Annotated in this window: 13 protein-coding genes; 3 read left to right on the forward strand and 10 right to left on the reverse strand. The window is 67.5% G+C overall.

The window, feature by feature from the left end:
* Nucleotides 1-44: 44 nt before the first annotated feature.
* From J0A90_RS13305 to J0A90_RS13340, 8 genes are all read right to left on the reverse strand, one after another.
* Complete coding sequence (locus J0A90_RS13305) at nt 45-956, reverse strand: hydroxymethylglutaryl-CoA lyase (protein ID WP_207036623.1); 912 nt, start codon at nt 954-956, stop codon at nt 45-47.
* 1 nt (nt 957) lies between these two features.
* Complete coding sequence (locus tag J0A90_RS13310; protein WP_207036625.1) at nt 958-3,150, reverse strand: acetyl/propionyl/methylcrotonyl-CoA carboxylase subunit alpha; 2,193 nt, start codon at nt 3,148-3,150, stop codon at nt 958-960.
* Nucleotides 3,147-3,974, reverse strand: a complete 828-nt coding sequence (locus tag J0A90_RS13315) for an enoyl-CoA hydratase-related protein (protein ID WP_207036645.1) — start codon at nt 3,972-3,974, stop codon at nt 3,147-3,149. The genes J0A90_RS13310 and J0A90_RS13315 overlap by 4 nt, the downstream gene beginning before the upstream one ends.
* Nucleotides 3,975-4,025: 51 nt before the next feature.
* Entirely contained in the window at nt 4,026-5,633 is a 1,608-nt protein-coding gene (locus tag J0A90_RS13320; protein ID WP_207036647.1) for a carboxyl transferase domain-containing protein, read from the reverse strand.
* A gap of 9 nt (nt 5,634-5,642) precedes the next feature.
* Complete coding sequence (locus J0A90_RS13325; protein ID WP_207036649.1) at nt 5,643-6,812, reverse strand: isovaleryl-CoA dehydrogenase; 1,170 nt, start codon at nt 6,810-6,812, stop codon at nt 5,643-5,645.
* Nucleotides 6,813-6,959: 147 nt separating this feature from the next.
* Nucleotides 6,960-7,427, reverse strand: a complete 468-nt coding sequence (locus tag J0A90_RS13330; RefSeq protein WP_207036651.1) for a MaoC/PaaZ C-terminal domain-containing protein — start codon at nt 7,425-7,427, stop codon at nt 6,960-6,962.
* Between the two features lie 31 nt (nt 7,428-7,458).
* Nucleotides 7,459-9,150: an acyl-CoA synthetase gene (locus J0A90_RS13335; protein ID WP_207036653.1), complete on the reverse strand. Its 1,692-nt coding sequence runs from the start codon at nt 9,148-9,150 to the stop codon at nt 7,459-7,461.
* Nucleotides 9,151-9,154: 4 nt separating this feature from the next.
* Nucleotides 9,155-10,552, reverse strand: coding sequence for a GntP family permease (locus J0A90_RS13340; protein ID WP_233076779.1), 1,398 nt, complete (start codon nt 10,550-10,552; stop codon nt 9,155-9,157).
* Nucleotides 10,553-11,276: 724 nt separating this feature from the next.
* Here J0A90_RS13340 and J0A90_RS13345 point away from each other — a divergent pair.
* The 3 genes from J0A90_RS13345 to J0A90_RS13355 all read left to right on the forward strand — a co-directional run bounded on the left by J0A90_RS13345 (nt 11,277) and on the right by J0A90_RS13355 (nt 12,574).
* Nucleotides 11,277-11,459: a type II toxin-antitoxin system HicA family toxin gene (locus J0A90_RS13345; RefSeq protein WP_207036655.1), complete on the forward strand. Its 183-nt coding sequence runs from the start codon at nt 11,277-11,279 to the stop codon at nt 11,457-11,459.
* 38 nt (nt 11,460-11,497) lie between these two features.
* Nucleotides 11,498-11,908, forward strand: coding sequence for a type II toxin-antitoxin system HicB family antitoxin (locus J0A90_RS13350; RefSeq protein ID WP_207036657.1), 411 nt, complete (start codon nt 11,498-11,500; stop codon nt 11,906-11,908).
* 240 nt (nt 11,909-12,148) lie between these two features.
* The gene (locus J0A90_RS13355; RefSeq protein ID WP_207036659.1) at nt 12,149-12,574 is read left to right on the forward strand and encodes a hotdog fold thioesterase; all 426 of its coding nucleotides are present in this window, start codon (nt 12,149-12,151) and stop codon (nt 12,572-12,574) included.
* A 24-nt stretch (nt 12,575-12,598) separates the two neighbouring features.
* Here the strand turns inward: J0A90_RS13355 and J0A90_RS13360 are convergent, their stop codons facing one another.
* Nucleotides 12,599-14,344 carry an AMP-binding protein gene (locus J0A90_RS13360; protein WP_207036660.1) on the reverse strand — a complete coding sequence of 582 codons (1,746 nt, stop codon included), beginning with the start codon at nt 14,342-14,344 and terminating at the stop codon, nt 12,599-12,601.
* Nucleotides 14,345-14,399: 55 nt separating this feature from the next.
* Nucleotides 14,400-15,590, reverse strand: coding sequence for an acetyl-CoA C-acyltransferase (locus J0A90_RS13365; protein WP_207036662.1), 1,191 nt, complete (start codon nt 15,588-15,590; stop codon nt 14,400-14,402).
* Nucleotides 15,591-15,816: the final 226 nt, after the last annotated feature.

Below are 15,816 nucleotides of genomic sequence, written 5' to 3' on the forward strand. Positions count from 1 at the left end.
ATCTTAGGCCTCGAGTCAAATCACTGACTCGGGGCCTTTTGCTTTCAGCGGCTCGTTCGCTTCGCCGCCAGCGCCACCCCCACCTTCGACCGATTTGGCTTGCCAATGGTCTGTGTTATCCACACCCCTGTCTCTGCCAAGTTATCCAGATCCACGCCGCTGTGGATGCCAAGGCCGTTGAGCAGGTAGATCACGTCTTCCGTGGCAACGTTGCCGGTGGCGCCCTTGGCGTAGGGGCAGCCGCCGAGCCCGGCGACGGCGCTGTCGATCACGCTGATGCCCTCTTCGAGCACGGCGTAGAGGTTGGCCAGCGCCTGGCCGTAGGTGTCGTGGAAGTGGGCGGCGAGGTTGTCCCTGGGGATATCCCGGCCCACGGCGTCGAGCAGGCGCTTGGCCGCGAGCGGGGTGCCGACGCCGATGGTGTCGCCCAGCGAGATTTCATAGCAGCCCATCGCGTACAGCGCCCGGGAGACCTCGGCGACCCGCTGCGGGGCGATGTTGCCTTCGTAGGGGCAGCCAAGCACGCAGGAGACATAGCCGCGCACGCGCACGCCAGCTTCCCGGGCGCGTTCGACCACCGGTTCGAAGCGCGCCAGCGATTCGGCAATCGAGCAGTTGATGTTCTTGTGGGAGAAGGCTTCGCTGGCCGCTGCGAAGACGGCGACCTCCTCGACGCCGCACTCGAGTGCGGCTTCCAGCCCTTTGAGGTTGGGCGTGAGCGCGGAGTAGACCACCCCCGGCCGGCGGCGAATGCCGGTCATTACCTCGCGGTGATCCGCCATCTGCGGCACCCATTTGGGCGAGACGAAACTCGCCGCTTCGATCCGCTTGAGCCCCGCCGAGCCGAGCCGCTCGATCAGCTCCAGCTTGGCGGCGGTGGTGATGGGCTCGGCTTCGTTCTGCAGCCCGTCCCGCGGGCCGACTTCGACGATACTGACGTGCTTCGGCATTGCCATGTCAGCTGTCCCCGTTCGTGTCGGCGTCGGCGTTGGCCATCGCCTCGGCATTGGTGAAAGCCAGCAGCTCATCTCCCTGGGCCACGGCGTCGCCCACCGCGACATGGAAGGCTTCCACCGCGCCGTCGGCGGGGGCGCTCAGGGTGTGCTCCATCTTCATCGCTTCCACCACCACCAGCGGCGTACCTTTCTCCACCGTCTGGCCAGGTTCGACCAGCAGCGCGACCACGGTGCCGTGCATCGGCGCGGTCAGCTTGGCTTCGGTCTCTTGCGGCAGATGGTCGGCACGGTCGGCGCGGCGCCAGATCAGGCGCGACTCTTGACCGGCGGCGGTGAGCACGATGGCGTCGCCTTCGCTGGCCGGGTCGAGCCGGGCGAAAAGGCGCTGGCGATGGCCATCCAGGGTGAGCGCCAGGGTGTCGTTGTCGAGGCGCTGACACTGCCCGGCGAGCCGGCTCGTCTCCTCTCCGCCGCGCTGTACCTGAAGCTGCCAGGTCGCCTGTGCTGGTTCTTGTGTCAGTCCCTGTGCCAGACCCTGTATTAGTCCCTGAGTGGCGATCACCTCATACGTGCCGCTGCCATCGGTCTCCTGGAAGGCGAGCCGCAGCCGGCGCGGCGCGTTGAGCCGCCAGCCGTCGCGACGTTGCCAGGGGTCGTCGGCGCGCGGCACCCTGTCAGTGTGGTTCTCGGCGAACTGATCCCTCGTAAGCTGATTCATGGCGAGCCGATCTATGGCAACCAGGGCCGCGCGGGCGATATCGGCGTCGGTGGCGCGGGGCGCGGCGAACAGCGCCTCGTGATGGTGCTCGATAAAGCGGGTATTCAGCTCGGCGGCGATGAAGTCCGGGTGGGTCACCAGCCGCTGCAGGAAGCGGCGATTGGTGGTCACGCCGCTGATATCCAGCGCGGCCAGGGCGCGGGCCATGTCGGCCAGGGCCTGGCCGCGATCCTCGCCGTGGACGATCAGCTTGGCCAGCATCGGGTCGTAGTGCATGGTCACCATATCGCCGGCCTCGACGCCGCTATCCAGGCGGATTCGCCCGTGCGAATCGTCGCTCGCCAGCGGCAGCGCGAAACGCAGGAGCTTGCCGGTGGCGGGGAGGAAGTCGTTGTCCGGGTCTTCGGCATAGAGCCGCGCTTCGATGGCGTGGCCGGTGAGCGTCAGTTCGTGCTGCGCCTTGGGCAGCGCCAGGCCGGCGGCGACCCGTAGCTGCCACTCGACCAGATCCTCACCGCTGATCATCTCGGTGACCGGGTGCTCGACCTGCAGCCGGGTGTTCATCTCCATGAAGTAGAACGGTGAGCCGTGCTCCTGCGTGGTCTCGGCGGCGGCATCCAGCAGGAACTCCACCGTGCCGGCGCCGACATAGCCGATCTCCTGGGCGGCGCGCACCGCGGCCTCGCCCATCTCGCGGCGCAGCGCTTCGGGCAGGTGCGGTGCGGGGGCCTCTTCGAGCACCTTCTGGTGGCGCCGCTGCACGCTGCAGTCGCGCTCGAACAGGTAGACGCCGGCGCCGAGGCTGTCGCAGAACACCTGTACTTCGACATGGCGCGGCTGGGTCAGATACTTCTCGATCAGCATGCGCTCATCGCCGAAGGCAGCGCGGGATTCGCGGCGGCAGCCATCCAGCGCCGCCTGAAACTCACGCTCGGACTCGACCACCCGCATGCCCTTGCCGCCGCCCCCGGCGCTGGCCTTGAGCAGCACCGGGTAGCCGATCTTGCCGGCCTCTTCCCGCAGCAGGGCGTCGTCCTGCGCTTCGCCGTGATAGCCGGGCACCAGCGGTACGCCGGCGCTGGCCATGCGCGCCTTGGCCGCGGCCTTGTCGCCCATGGCGGCGATGGCGCTGGCCGGCGGGCCGATGAAGACTAGCCCGGCGGCGTCGCAGGCGGCGACGAACTCGGCGTTCTCGGAGAGAAAGCCGTAGCCCGGATGAATGGCGTCGGCGCCGCTGCGTTGGGCGGCGGCGATGACCTTGTCGATAGCGAGATAGCTCTCGCCGGCCGCCGGCGGGCCGAGGCGGATCGCTTCGTCGGCCTCGCGCACGTGGCGGGCGCGGGCGTCGGCATCCGAATAGACCGCGATGGTACGCAGGCCGAGGCGCCGCGCGGTGCGGATCACCCGGCAGGCGATCTCGCCGCGGTTGGCGATCAGCACGGCGCGCAGCGGGCGGGGCGCAGTGGCGAGACTCATGAGCGCGGCTCCTTGTCGCCGCCGCTGGCCGCGAGCCAGGCGGGCGGGCGTTTGTCGAAGAAGGCGGCCAGTCCCTCCTGGCCTTCGGCGCTGACCCGCAGCTCGCTGATGGTGCGGCACGCGGCCTCGCGGGTGGCGTCGCTCTCCGGTTCGCGGGCGATCTGCGCGAGCAGCGCCTTGGTGGCGCGCTGGGCCTGGGGGGAGGCGGCGAGCAGGGTGTCGATCTGGCGGTCGATCTCTTCATCCAGCGCGTCGCCATTCACCACCTGGTGCACTAGCCCCAGCTCGCGGGCGCTGGCGGCGTCGATCACCTCGGCGGTCAGCGCATAGCGGCGCATCTGGCGGGCGCCGATGGCGCGCTGGACATAGGGCCCGACCACCGCCGGCGAGAGGCCGATCTTGACCTCGGAGAGGCAGAAGCGCGCCGCCATTGATGCGATCACCAGATCGCAGCAGGCGGCCAGCCCCACCGCGCCACCGTAGGCCGCGCCCTGCACTCGGCAGAGCGTAGGGCAGGGCAGAGTGTCCAGCCCGTGCATCAGGCGCGAGAGCTGGCGCGAGTCGGCCAGGTTGTCGTCGACGCTGTAGTCGACCATGCGCTTCATCCAGGCGAGATCCGCCCCGGCGGAGAAGTGCTTGCCGTGGGAGCCGAGCACCACCACCCGCACCTCGCCGCTCGCAGCCAGGGCGCGGAGGCGCTCGAGATGGGCATTGAGCGCGGCGATCAAGGCGTCGTCGAAGGCGTTGTGCACCGCGGGGCGGTCCAGCGTCAGCCGCGCGACGCCGCGGGCATCGATATCCAGTTGGCAGTGATGGGTGCTCATTTAGCCGTTTCCCTCTATCAGCTAAAGGTGGCGAGCGCAGCCCCTTTAGGATTACATCCTGAAGACGCCGAAACGCGTCTCTTCGATCTCTGCGTTCATTGCGGCGGAGAGTGCCAGGCCGATCACATCGCGGGTCTGCAACGGGTCGATCACGCCGTCGTCCCACAGCCGGGCGCTGGCGTAGTACGGGTGGCCCTGGCGCTCGTACTGTTCGCGGATCGGCGCCTTGAAGGCGGCTTCCTCGTCTTCCGGCCAGTCGCTGCCGTCGCGCTCCATCTGCTCGCGTTTCACCTGCGCCAGCACGTTGGCGGCCTGTTCGCCGCCCATCACCGAGATGCGCGCGTTGGGCCACATGAACAGCAGGTTGGGGTCATAGGCGCGGCCGCACATGCCGTAGTTGCCGGCGCCGAAGCTGCCGCCGATCAGCACAGTGAACTTGGGTACCTTGGCGCAGGCCACGGCGGTAACCAGCTTGGCGCCGTGCTTGGCGATGCCCTCCTGCTCGTACTTGGAGCCGACCATGAAGCCGGTGATGTTCTGTAGAAAGATCAGCGGGATCTGGCGCTGGGCACACAGCTCGATGAAGTGCGCGCCCTTCTGCGCGGACTCCGAGAACAGCACGCCGTTGTTGGCGACGATACCCACCGGGTGGCCGCACCAGTGGGCGAAGCCGGTGACCAGGGTGTCGCCGTAATAGCGCTTGAACTCGTCGAAGTCGGAGTCGTCCACCAGCCGCCCGATCACCTCGCGCACGTCATACGGCTTGCGCAGGTCGGTGCCGACGATGCCGTAGAGCTCCGAAGGGTCGAGCCTCGGCGGGCGGGATTCGCGCAGCGCCAGTTCGCCGCGCTTGCGCCAGTTGAGCCGGGAGATCGCGCGGCGGGCGAGCTGCAGCGCATGGGCGTCGTTCTCGGCATAGTGGTCGACCACGCCGCTGATCTTTGCGTGCACGTCCGCGCCGCCGAGATCCTCGGCGCTGATGGTCTCACCGGTGGCGGCCTTCACCAGCGGCGGGCCGCCGAGAAAGATGGTGCCCTGGTGGCGCACGATGATCGATTCATCGGCCATCGCCGGCACGTAGGCGCCGCCGGCGGTGCACGAGCCCATCACCACCGCGATCTGCGGGATGCCGGCGGCGGAGAGCGTGGCTTGGTTGTAGAAGATGCGGCCGAAGTCGTCGTGGTCGGGGAAGACCTCGTCCTGCTCCGGCAGGTAGGCGCCGCCGGAGTCGACCAGATAGAGGCAGGGCAGGCGGTGCTTGCGGGCGATCTCCTGGGCGCGCAGGTGCTTCTTCACCGTCAGCGGGAAGTAGGTGCCGCCCTTGACCGTGGCGTCGTTGGCGACGATCACGCACTCCACGCCGCTGACCCGGCCGATGCCGGCGACCACCCCGGCGGCGGGCACCGGGGTGTCGTAGACCTCATGCGCCGCCAGCGCGCCGATCTCGAGAAAGGCCGCGCCCTCGTCGAGCAGCTGGTCGATGCGCTCGCGCACGAACAGCTTGCCGCGGGACTCGTGCCGGGCGCGGGCCTTGTCGCCGCCGCCCCGGGCGATCTCGGCGCTCAGCGCGTGGAGCTTGTCGACCTCCGCCCGCAGCGCCTGGGCATTGGCCTGGAAGGCCTCGGCGCGGGGGTTGATCTGGCTACTCAGTATGGCCATGCGACCCTCCTACGCCGATTCGGAGAACAGTTCTCGGCCAATCAGCATCCGCCGGATCTCGCTGGTGCCGGCGCCGATCTCGTAGAGCTTGGCGTCACGCAGCAGCCGCCCGGTGGGGTACTCGTTGATATAGCCGTTGCCGCCGAGCAGCTGGATGGCATCCAGCGCCATCTGGGTCGCCTTCTCGGCGCAGTAGAGGATCACCCCGGCGGCGTCCTTGCGGCTGACCCGGCCGTGGTCGCAGGCGCCGGCCACGGCGTAGAGATAGGCGCGGCAGGCGTTGAGCGTGGTGTACATGTCGGCGAGCTTGCCCTGGATCAGCTGGAACTCGCCGATCGCCTGGCCAAACTGCTTGCGCTCGTGAACGTAGGGCACCACCACGTCCAGACACGCCTGCATGATCCCGATCGGGCCGGCGGCGAGCACCGTGCGCTCGTAGTCGAGCCCGCTCATCAGCACGCGCACGCCGCGGTTCTCCTCGCCCAGCACGTTCTCCGCCGGCACCTGGCACTCCTCGAACACCAGCTCGCAGGTGTTGGAGCCGCGCATGCCCAGCTTGTCGAGCTTCTGCGCGGTAGAGAAACCGGCGAACCCCTTCTCGATCAGAAAGGCGGTGATGCCCTTGGCGCCGGCCTCCGGGTCGGTCTTGGCGTAGACCACCAGCACGTCGGCGTCGGGGCCGTTGGTGATCCACATCTTGTTGCCGTTGAGCACGTAGTGGTCGCCTTGCCTGTCGGCGCGCAGGCTCATCGAGACCACATCCGAGCCGGCGCCGGGTTCGGACATCGCCAGCGCCCCCACGTGCTCGCCGCTGATCAGCTTGGGCAGGTACTTGGCCTTCTGCTCGTCGGTGGCGTTGAGTTTGATCTGGTTGACGCAGAGGTTGGCGTGGGCGCCGTAGGAGAGCCCCACCGAGGCGCTGGCCCGGGAGATCTCCTCCATGGCGATGCAGTGGGCCAGATAGCCCATGCCGCTGCCGCCGTCTGCTTCGGCCACGGTGATGCCGAGCAGGCCCATGTCGCCGAACTTCTGCCACAGGTCCGCGGGGAAGGCGTTGTCGTGGTCGATCTGGGCCGCGCGCGGGGCGATCTCGTCGCGGGCGAAGGCGTTGACCTGTTCGCGCAGCATGTTCAACTCGTCGTCGAGGCCGAAATCGAGCTCGGTGTAGGGGGCGTGCATCGGATGATCCTCCGCTGTCGATAGGCAAGAACGCGGGGTCGCGGGCCATGGCTCGCAGGCGCTCTCGGCTTTATACGTTGACGTTAACGTCAATATTCAGATAGGGCCAGAGCCCCTCGACCATGGTCTAGGCTCTTCGAGAAAGATCTAGGCCCGCCCAGCCTCCCCCGGGACCGCCGCCCGATCCAGCAGCAGGATCTTGCCGTCGGCCTCGGCGACGAGCTCGTCGCGCTGGTTGCGGCAGTGCCCCGCCAGCACCGCGATGCCGCCCTGATGGTGGGGCTTGGCGATCAGCTCGGCGATGCGCCACTCGGTGGTCAGGGTGTCACCGGCGAAGACCGGGGCCAGAAAGCGGCAGTCGTGCGCCAGATAGGCGACTGCGGTGGCATAGAAGTACATGCCGATAGAGGCGGTCATGTAGGCCGAGGTCATCGGCCCGTGCAGGATGCGCTGGCCGAAGCGCGTCTGCTGGGCGAAGGCGTCGTTGCTGTGCAGCGGGTTGAAGTCGCCGAACAGACCACAGGCCTGGACGATATGCGCTTCGGTGATGGTCAGGGTCTGGCCGAAGGTGTCATCGACGGCGATCTCGTCGAAGGCGTTGCCGACAAAGTTCATGCGATCACTCCAGGGCTCGCAAGGGGCGTGTTCATGGGGTCTCGTCGCGATCCAGCGTTCTCTCGTCATGATCCAGCGTTCGCAGTGCCTTGCGCACGATCTTGCCGGTGGCGGTCATCGGGAATTCGTCGACGAAGTGGATCTCGCGCGGGTACTCATGGGCCGCCAGGCGCGAGCGCACGTGCTGCTGCAGCGTCTCCACCAGCGCCGGGGAAGCGTCCCAGCCTTCGGCGAGCACCACGTAGGCGGCGACGATCTCGGTGCGCAGCTCGTCAGGCTTGCCTACCACGGCGGCCATGCGTACCGCCGGATGGCCCAGCAGGCAGTTCTCGATCGGCGCGGGGCCGATGCGATAGCCGGCGCTGGTGATGACGTCGTCATCGCGACTGAGAAAGCTGAAGTAGCCCTCGGCATCGCGCCGGCCCATGTCGCCGGTCAGCAGCCACTCGCTGGCGAACTTGGCCGCGGTCGCCTCCGGCTTCTGCCAGTAGTGCAGAAACATCACCGGGTCCGGCGCGCGCACTGCGATATGCCCGGTCTCGCCGTCGGCGAGCCGCCTACCCTCGGCGTCGACGATCGCCACCTCGTGCCCCGGTACCGCCTTGCCGATCGCCCCCGGGCGGTGCACGCCGAGCGCCGCGCAGGCCGAGAGCACCATGTTGCACTCGGTCTGGCCGTAGAACTCGTTGATGGTGAGCCCAAAGGTCTCCTGTCCCCACGCCAGCAGCGCCTCCCCCAGCGACTCGCCACCGCTGGCGACGCTGCGCACGTCGAGCTGCCAGCGGCGTTGCGGCTGCTCGACCCGGCGCATCAGCTTTAGCGCGGTCGGCGGCAGGAACAGGTTGCGCACGCGGTGGCGCTCGATCAGCGCGAACGCCGCCTCCGGCGAGAACTTGAGCATGCGGTGGGCGACGATCGGCACCGCGTGGTAGAGCGCCGGCAGCAGCACGTCGAGCAGGCCGCCGATCCAGGCCCAGTCGGCCGGCGTCCACAGGCGGTCACCGGGCTGCGGCAGCAGGTTATGGGACATCTCCACCCCCGGCAGATGCCCCAGCAGCACCCGGTGGCCGTGCACCGCGCCCTTGGGGCTGCCGGTGGTGCCGGAGGTGTAGATGATCAGCGCCGGCTCGTCGGGATGGGTGTCGCGGGTGACGAAGGCGTCGCTGGCAGCGGCTAGCTCGGCGTGGAAGTCGAGCGCGTCAGAGGTCGGCCGACCCGCTTCGGGCACGCCATCGACGGTGTAGATCGCCTGCAGCGCGGGTAGCTGGAGGCGGATCTCGTCGAGCGTCGCCAGGCCGCGGGCATCGCTGACGATGGCGCGCATGTCGCAGTCGGCGAGCCGGTGGAGCAGCGCCTCGGGGCCGAACAGGCTGAACAGCGGCACCGAAATCGCCCCCAGCTTGAAGCAGGCCAGATGCACCAGCGCGGTCTCGTGGCGCTGGGGCAGCAGCACCCCGACCCGGTCGCCGGGCTGCACGTCCTGGGCGACCAGGCTGTTGGCCAGCCGGTTGGCACCGCGCTGGAGCTCGGCGAAGGTGATCTCGCGGGCGCTGCCATCGTCACCGATCTCGATCATCGCCAGGCGCTCGGGGTCTTCCGCCCAGCGGTCGCAGCAGACGCTGGCGATGTTGAAGCGCGCCGGCATCTCCCACGCGAAGGTGGCGTGGAGGCGGTCGTAGTCGAGCCCTGCTGTCAGCAGTGCGCTGGGGTGGGCATCGTTCATCGGCTCAGAAACTCCCGAACAGGGTGCCCAGGGTGATCACCGCGACCAGCGTGATCATCGGCACCACGATGGTGACCATGGCGATGTTGGGGTAGGCCTGGCGGTGGGTGAGGCCGCAGATCGCCAGCAGCGTGATCACCGCGCCGGAGTGGGGCAGGGTGTCCATGCCGCCGGCGGCGATGGTGGCGACCCGGTGCATCAGCTCGGGATTGAGACCGACCGCATTGGCCATGCGCAGATAGTCGTCGCCGAGCACGCTGAGGGCGATGCTCATGCCGCCGGAGGAGGAGCCGGTGACCGCCGCCAGCACGTTCATCGACACCGCCTCGGAGATCAGCGGGTTGCCCGGCGCCAGGCTCAGCACCGCATCGCGGATGACCACGAAACCGGCGAGGCTGGCGATCACCGCGCCGTAGCCGACCTCGGAGGCAGTGTTGAACACCGGCAGCATCGAGCCGAAGCAGCCCTTGTTGATGGTGCCCTTGAGATCCGCCCAGTGGCGCCAGCGGCTGACGATCAGCCAGGCGCACGACACCAGCAGCGCGATGATGATCGCCCACAGCCCGAGCATGGCGCCGGGGTCGAGGGTGCCGAAGCGCGCCTCCGGCAGCCCGGAGAAGTCGAGACCGGGCAGAATGGCGTAGGTCAGCAGGGCGTTGAGGCCGATCACCATCACCAGCGGGGTGAAGGCGGCCAGGGTGCCGATCTCGGGTACGCCGGCCGCGGTCTCGAGAGGCTCGATCTGCTCGTCGGGGTGATGGCCGTAGCCCTCGCCCCGGCGCGCTGCCCGGCTCGCCCGAGACTGCAGCCACCAGGTACCCAGCCCCAGCATCATCGCCCCGGCGATGATGCCGAGCCCGGGCGCGGCGAAGCTGGTGGTGTGGAAGAACGGAATCGGGATCGCGTTCTGGATCGCCGGCGTGCCGGGGAGCGCGGTCATGGTGAAGGTGAACGAGCCCAGGGCGATGGCGCCGGGGATCAGCCGCTTGGGCGTTCCGGTCTCGCGGAACAGCGCCGCCCCGATGGGGAAGACCGCGAACGCCACCACGAACAGCGACACGCCGCCATAGGTGAGAATGGCGCAGGCCAGCACCACGGTCAGCACCACGTGGCGGGTGCCGAGGCGCTTGATGATCCAGCGCGCGATGGCGTGCGCGGCGCCGGAGTCGGCCATCAGCTGGCCGAACAGTGCGCCCAGGATGAACAGCGGGAAGAACTTGATCAGATAGCCGCCGAGCGCCTTCATGAAGGTATCGGTGTAGATCGGCAGCAGCAGCCCGCCATCACCGGAGAGCAGCACCGCCAGTGACGCCATCAGCGGCGCCAGCAGCAGCACGGTGATACCGCGATAGGCGAGTACGATCAGCAGGATCAGCGAGATGACGATAGCCAGGGTACTCATGGTGCCAGGCCCTTGTGTCGGGGACTCGTGGCGCAGGCACGCCGGAGCCGCGTTGTTATGATTGTGTGCGTTGTCAGCGCTGCGGGAGGCGCGCGTGGCGCGATGCCGCACAGGACGACATGACCATAGAGATCGATTAACGTTAACGTCAACGTGGTATCGCGCCAACTAGCCGAAAGGGGGAGACGCTTCGGACATACTTAGAGCGGTGCTCAGACCAACGCAGTGATCTACAGCCCGATCGAGATAGTCAGGGCCAATGGTCTTTCACCCTACGAGTATCTGCAGTCTGTTTTCGAAACCCTGCCGACCCTGTGCGCAAGACTGTCTCCGCTCTCTGCTGCCCTGGCATTGGACGGAAACATGGCCGGCCTGAGTCAGGTCGGTACAGCTGGGGTTTATGGAGTGCGAAAGACCGTAGTGCCCCTGTATCCGGCCGAATCATTACGCCTCTTCCACGGCGACAAAGCGCGGGGACGCGGCGGGGGTACCGCGCGCGGCCGCTCTTCGATGTGGGATCGGCTGTGAGGTGCGGGCGTAGATCGATGCCACGCCCTGGCTGATCACCGAGGTCGTGCACGACATGAGCGACACCGGCTACATCACCACACTCTCGCTCGAGATCGATACGGGCTAGAAAAGATAACCCTGGGCGCATAAAAAATTGGAAAGATACGCCCAGAGTTATAAGATTGACCCATACATACGGCAACAGGGGCGGGAGGTGAAAAGCAGAGACCTGATCAAGGAGTTGGAAGCCGATGGCTGGGTGCTGGACCGCATCCGAGGTAGCCACCACGTCTTCAAACACCCAACGAAGCCAGGAGCCGTGCCGGTTCCTCACCCCAAGAAGGACATGAAGATCGGCACGATCAACGCCATCAGGAAACAAGCCGGGCTCAAGTAGCCCGGCTATCTGCGACTCACCGCCCAGGAGGAACGAACATGCAATATCCGATCGCCATCGATTGGGGCGACGACACCCACGCCACCGGTATCGTCTTCCCCGACATTCCCGGCGCCATCACCGCCGGCGACAGCGTCGCTCACGCCTATGAAATGGCGGTGGAGGTCGCCCATATCCAGCTCGAGGAGCTGGTCAGCGCCGGCCAGCCGATCCCCAAGCCGGGCAGCATCGAGCAGCACCGCCAAAACCCCGACTTCGAGGGCTGGGGTTGGGGGTTGGTCGAGATCGACGTCACGCCCTACCTGGGCAAGACCGAAAAGGTCAACGTCACCCTGCCCGGAACGCTGGTCAAGCGAATCGACGACTATGTCAGCCTCCACGGCATCAAGAGCCGTTCGGCCTTTCTGGCGTCCGCCGCGCTCCACGAACTGGAGCATCGCTCCCGCTGATTAAGAGATCGCGGTCATCCGCGTCGGCACCCCTTGACCTCGCGGCCCCGGCAACTGCCGGAGCCGCGTTGTTGTGATTGTGAGCGTTGTCAGCGCTGCGGGAGAAGCGCGTGGCGCGATACCGCACGGGACGACATGACCATAGAGATCGATTAACGTTAACGTCAACGTGGTGTCGCGCCAACTAGCCGAAAGGGGGAGACTCCCCGCTGCCCTATCTGTCGATCAAGGAGACCATCGATGTCGATCTGGAAACGTTCCGCTTCCCTGGAAGTCCTCGCCACCCAGTGCCAGCAGACGCTGGTCGCGCATATCGGGATCGAGTTCACCGAGCTGGGTGACGACTGCCTGCGCGGGCGCATGCCGGTGGATGCGCGCACCCATCAGCCCTATGGCCTGCTCCACGGCGGCGCCTCGGTGGTGCTGGCGGAGACGCTGGGCAGCATCGCGGCGAACCTGTGTCTGGCCGACGAGAGCAAGATGGCGGTGGGGATGGAGATCAACGCCAACCACGTGCGCGCGGTGCGTGAAGGCTGGGTCGAAGGGTGTGCCCGGCCGCTGCATATCGGTGGCACCACCCAGCTGTGGGAGATCCGTATCGAGGACGAGCGCGGCCGGCTGGTGTGCGTGTCGCGATTGACCATGGCGGTGGTCAAGGCGGCCTGATAGGGGCCGCCTCGACAGGCGGTATCAGGGCGCCAGTTCGTCGCTCATCGCCTGGCGCATGCGGAATTTCTGTACCTTGCCGCTGACGGTCATCGGGAAGTCGTCGACGAATTTCACGTAGCGCGGAATCTTGTGGTGGGCGATGCGCTCGCGGCAGTAGGCACGCACGCCTTCGGCGTCGAGTTCGGCGCCTTCCACCAGGCGTATCCAGACCGCCACCGCCTCGCCGTAGTGGGCGTCCGGCACGCCGAACACCTGGGCGTCGGAGATCGCCGGGTGGGTGTAGAGAAACTCCTCGATCTCGCGCGGGTAGAGGTTCTCGCCGCCGCGGATGATCATGTCCTTGATGCGCCCGGTGATCGCCACATAGCCGTCGTCGTCCATCATCGCCAGGTCGCCGCTGTGCATCCAGCCGTGGGGGTCGATCGCCTGGCGGGTGGCGGCGTCGTTGTCCCAGTAGCCTTGCATCACGCTGTAGCCGCGGGTGCAGAGTTCGCCGCTGGTGCCGCGCGGGAGCACCTGGCCGCTGGCCGGGTCGATGATCTTCACCTCCAGGTGCGGGTGAATGGTGCCGACGGTGGCGACGCGCTTCTCCAGCGGCGCGTCGGGGCGCGTCTGCAGGCTCACCGGGCTGGTTTCGGTCATGCCGTAGGCGATGGTGACCGCTTCCATGTGCATGCGCTCGATCACCCGTTTCATCACCTCCACCGGGCAGTTGGAGCCGGCCATGATGCCGGTGCGCAGGCTGGAGAGATCGAAGTTGGCGAACTCGGGATGCTCGAGCTCGGCGATGAACATGGTGGGTACGCCGTAGAGGGCGTCGGCGCGCTCGGCTTCCACCGCGCGCAGGGTGGCCGCCGGATCGAAGGCGGCGTTGGGGTAGATCATGGTGGCACGGTGGGTGAGACACGCCAGGTTGCCCATCACCATGCCGAAGCAGTGGTAGAGCGGCACCGGGATCACCACGCGTTGTGCCGGCTGCAGGTTCATGCCGGCGCCGACGAAGTAGCCGTTGTTGAGAATGTTGTGATGAGTCAGCGTCACCCCCTTGGGCGCGCCGGTGGTGCCGGAGGTGTACTGGATGTTGATCGGGTCGTCGAACTGCAGTTCGGCCTGCAGCGCCGCCAGGCGTGCGGCGGGTACCGCCTCGGCGAGGGCGTGCAGCTCGTCCCAGCGCCACATGCCCGGGGTGGCGAGCTCGGGGTCGAGACACACCACCTGCTTGAGCTGGGGCAGGCTGGCGCAGTCGAGTCGGCGCTGCTCTGCGTTAGGAGCGGGGGCGTCGCGCAGCTCCGGGGCGAGCTGGCAGAGGATGTCGACGTAGTGGGAGCGGATCTCGCCGCCGGCGCGGTGGGCGCCCTGCAGCACCAGTACCGAGAGCCCCGACTGCAGCAGCGCGTGCTCCAGCTCGCGCGCTCGGTAGGCCGGGTTGAGGTTGACCAGGATCGCGCCGATCTTGGCGCTCGCCAGCTGGGTGAGCGCCCACTCCGCACAGTTGAGTGACCAGATACCCACCCGGTCGCCGCGCTCGACCCCCAGCGCCAGCAGGGCGCGGGCGATGCGGTTCGCCTCGTCGCGCAGCTCTGCGTAGGTGTAGCGCAGATTCTGATGGCAGCTCACCAGTGCCTCTCGGTCGGGGCAGTCGCTGGCGGCGGCGTCGAGACAGTCACCGATGGTCAGGCCCAGCAGTGGCTGCTCGCTGGTGCCGCTGACGTAGCTGGGCGCTGGAAATTGAGCATGCGCCGGGGCGCCCGGGTCGTGGCTGTGCATCTCTCTTCCTCTCTTCTTGTCTTTGTCCTGAACCGCCGCACTTTTCAGGCCGCGCCTAGCGCAGCCGTTCGATACCTACCGCCGTGGCTTCGCCGCCGCCGATGCAGATCGCCGCCACGCCCCGGGTCAGGTCGTGATGGGTGAGCGCGTTGAGCAGCGTGACCACAATGCGCGCGCCGGAGGCGCCGATCGGGTGGCCCAGGGCGCAGGCGCCGCCGTGCACGTTGACCCGTTCGTGGTCGAGAGCGAGCTCACGCATGGCCGCCATCGCCACCACCGCGAAGGCTTCGTTGATCTCGTAGAGATCGACGCTCTCCCGCGACCAGCCGAGCCGCTCGTACAGCTTGCGCACGGCGTGGATCGGCGCCACCGGGAAATCGCCCGGGCGCATGGCGTGGCTGGCGTGGCCGTGGAGACGCGCCAGCGGGGTCAGACCCTGGCGCTCGGCCTCGCGCTGGCGCATCAGCACCAGCGCCGCGGCACCGTCCGAGATCGAGCTGGCGTTGGCCGCGGTGACGCTGCCACCCTCGCGAAAGGCGGGCTTGAGCTGGGGGATGCGCTCGAGATTGGCCTTGTGCGGCTGTTCGTCCTGGTCGACCCAGCGGGTGTCGCGGCCGGCGGGGGCGTCGAGGGCGACGATCTCATCCCGAAAGACACCGCTCTCGATCGCCTGACGCGCGCGGGTCAGCGAGGCGATGGCGTAGGCGTCCTGGGCCTCGCGGTCGAAGCCGAAGGCCTGGGCGCAATCCTCGGCATAGGTGCCCATCAGCCGCCCCGGCTCGTAGGCGTCTTCGAGCCCGTCGAGAAACATGTGATCGAGCACCTGGGCATGCCCCATGCGCAGCCCGGCGCGCGCCTTGGGCAGCAGGTAGGGGGCATTGCTCATGCTCTCCATCCCACCGGCGATGGCGTGGGCGGCGTGACCCAGCGAGAGGGTATCGAACGCCTGCATCACTGCCTTCATGCCGGAGCCGCACATCTTGTTGACGGTGGTGCAGGGCGTCGACTCGGCCAGGCCCGCGCCGAGTGCCGCCTGGCGCGCCGGCGCCTGGCCCTGCCCGGCGGGGAGCACGCAGCCCATGATCAGCTCGTCGAGGCTGTCGGGTGCCAATCGGGCCTGTTCGAGGGCGCCGCGAATCGCCGCCGCGCCCAGCTGCGGGCAGTTGAGCCCGCCCAGGGCGCCCTGGAAAGCGCCCATCGGCGTGCGCTTGGCGCCGACGATGACGATCGGGTCCGGGGTGTTCATAGTCTGCTCTCTCATACTGGTGAGGGATCGATGCTCAGAGGGTGCTTACAAAATGCCTGCGCTCGACAATACGGCGTTGAAATCGACCTCACTGAACTAAGTTCAGAACGTCCGAAGGACGGCCCGAAGGGCGAGCGGAGCGAGTAAAATACTCATTTACCCCTTGTAAACTCCGCTTTTTCGGCCGATTTCGCCTTGTCTTGTCTTCGCTCGTCGAATTTGTAAA

Origin of the sequence: Salinicola sp. DM10 (genome assembly GCF_017306975.2) — a bacterium.
GTDB lineage: Bacteria > Pseudomonadota > Gammaproteobacteria > Pseudomonadales > Halomonadaceae > Salinicola.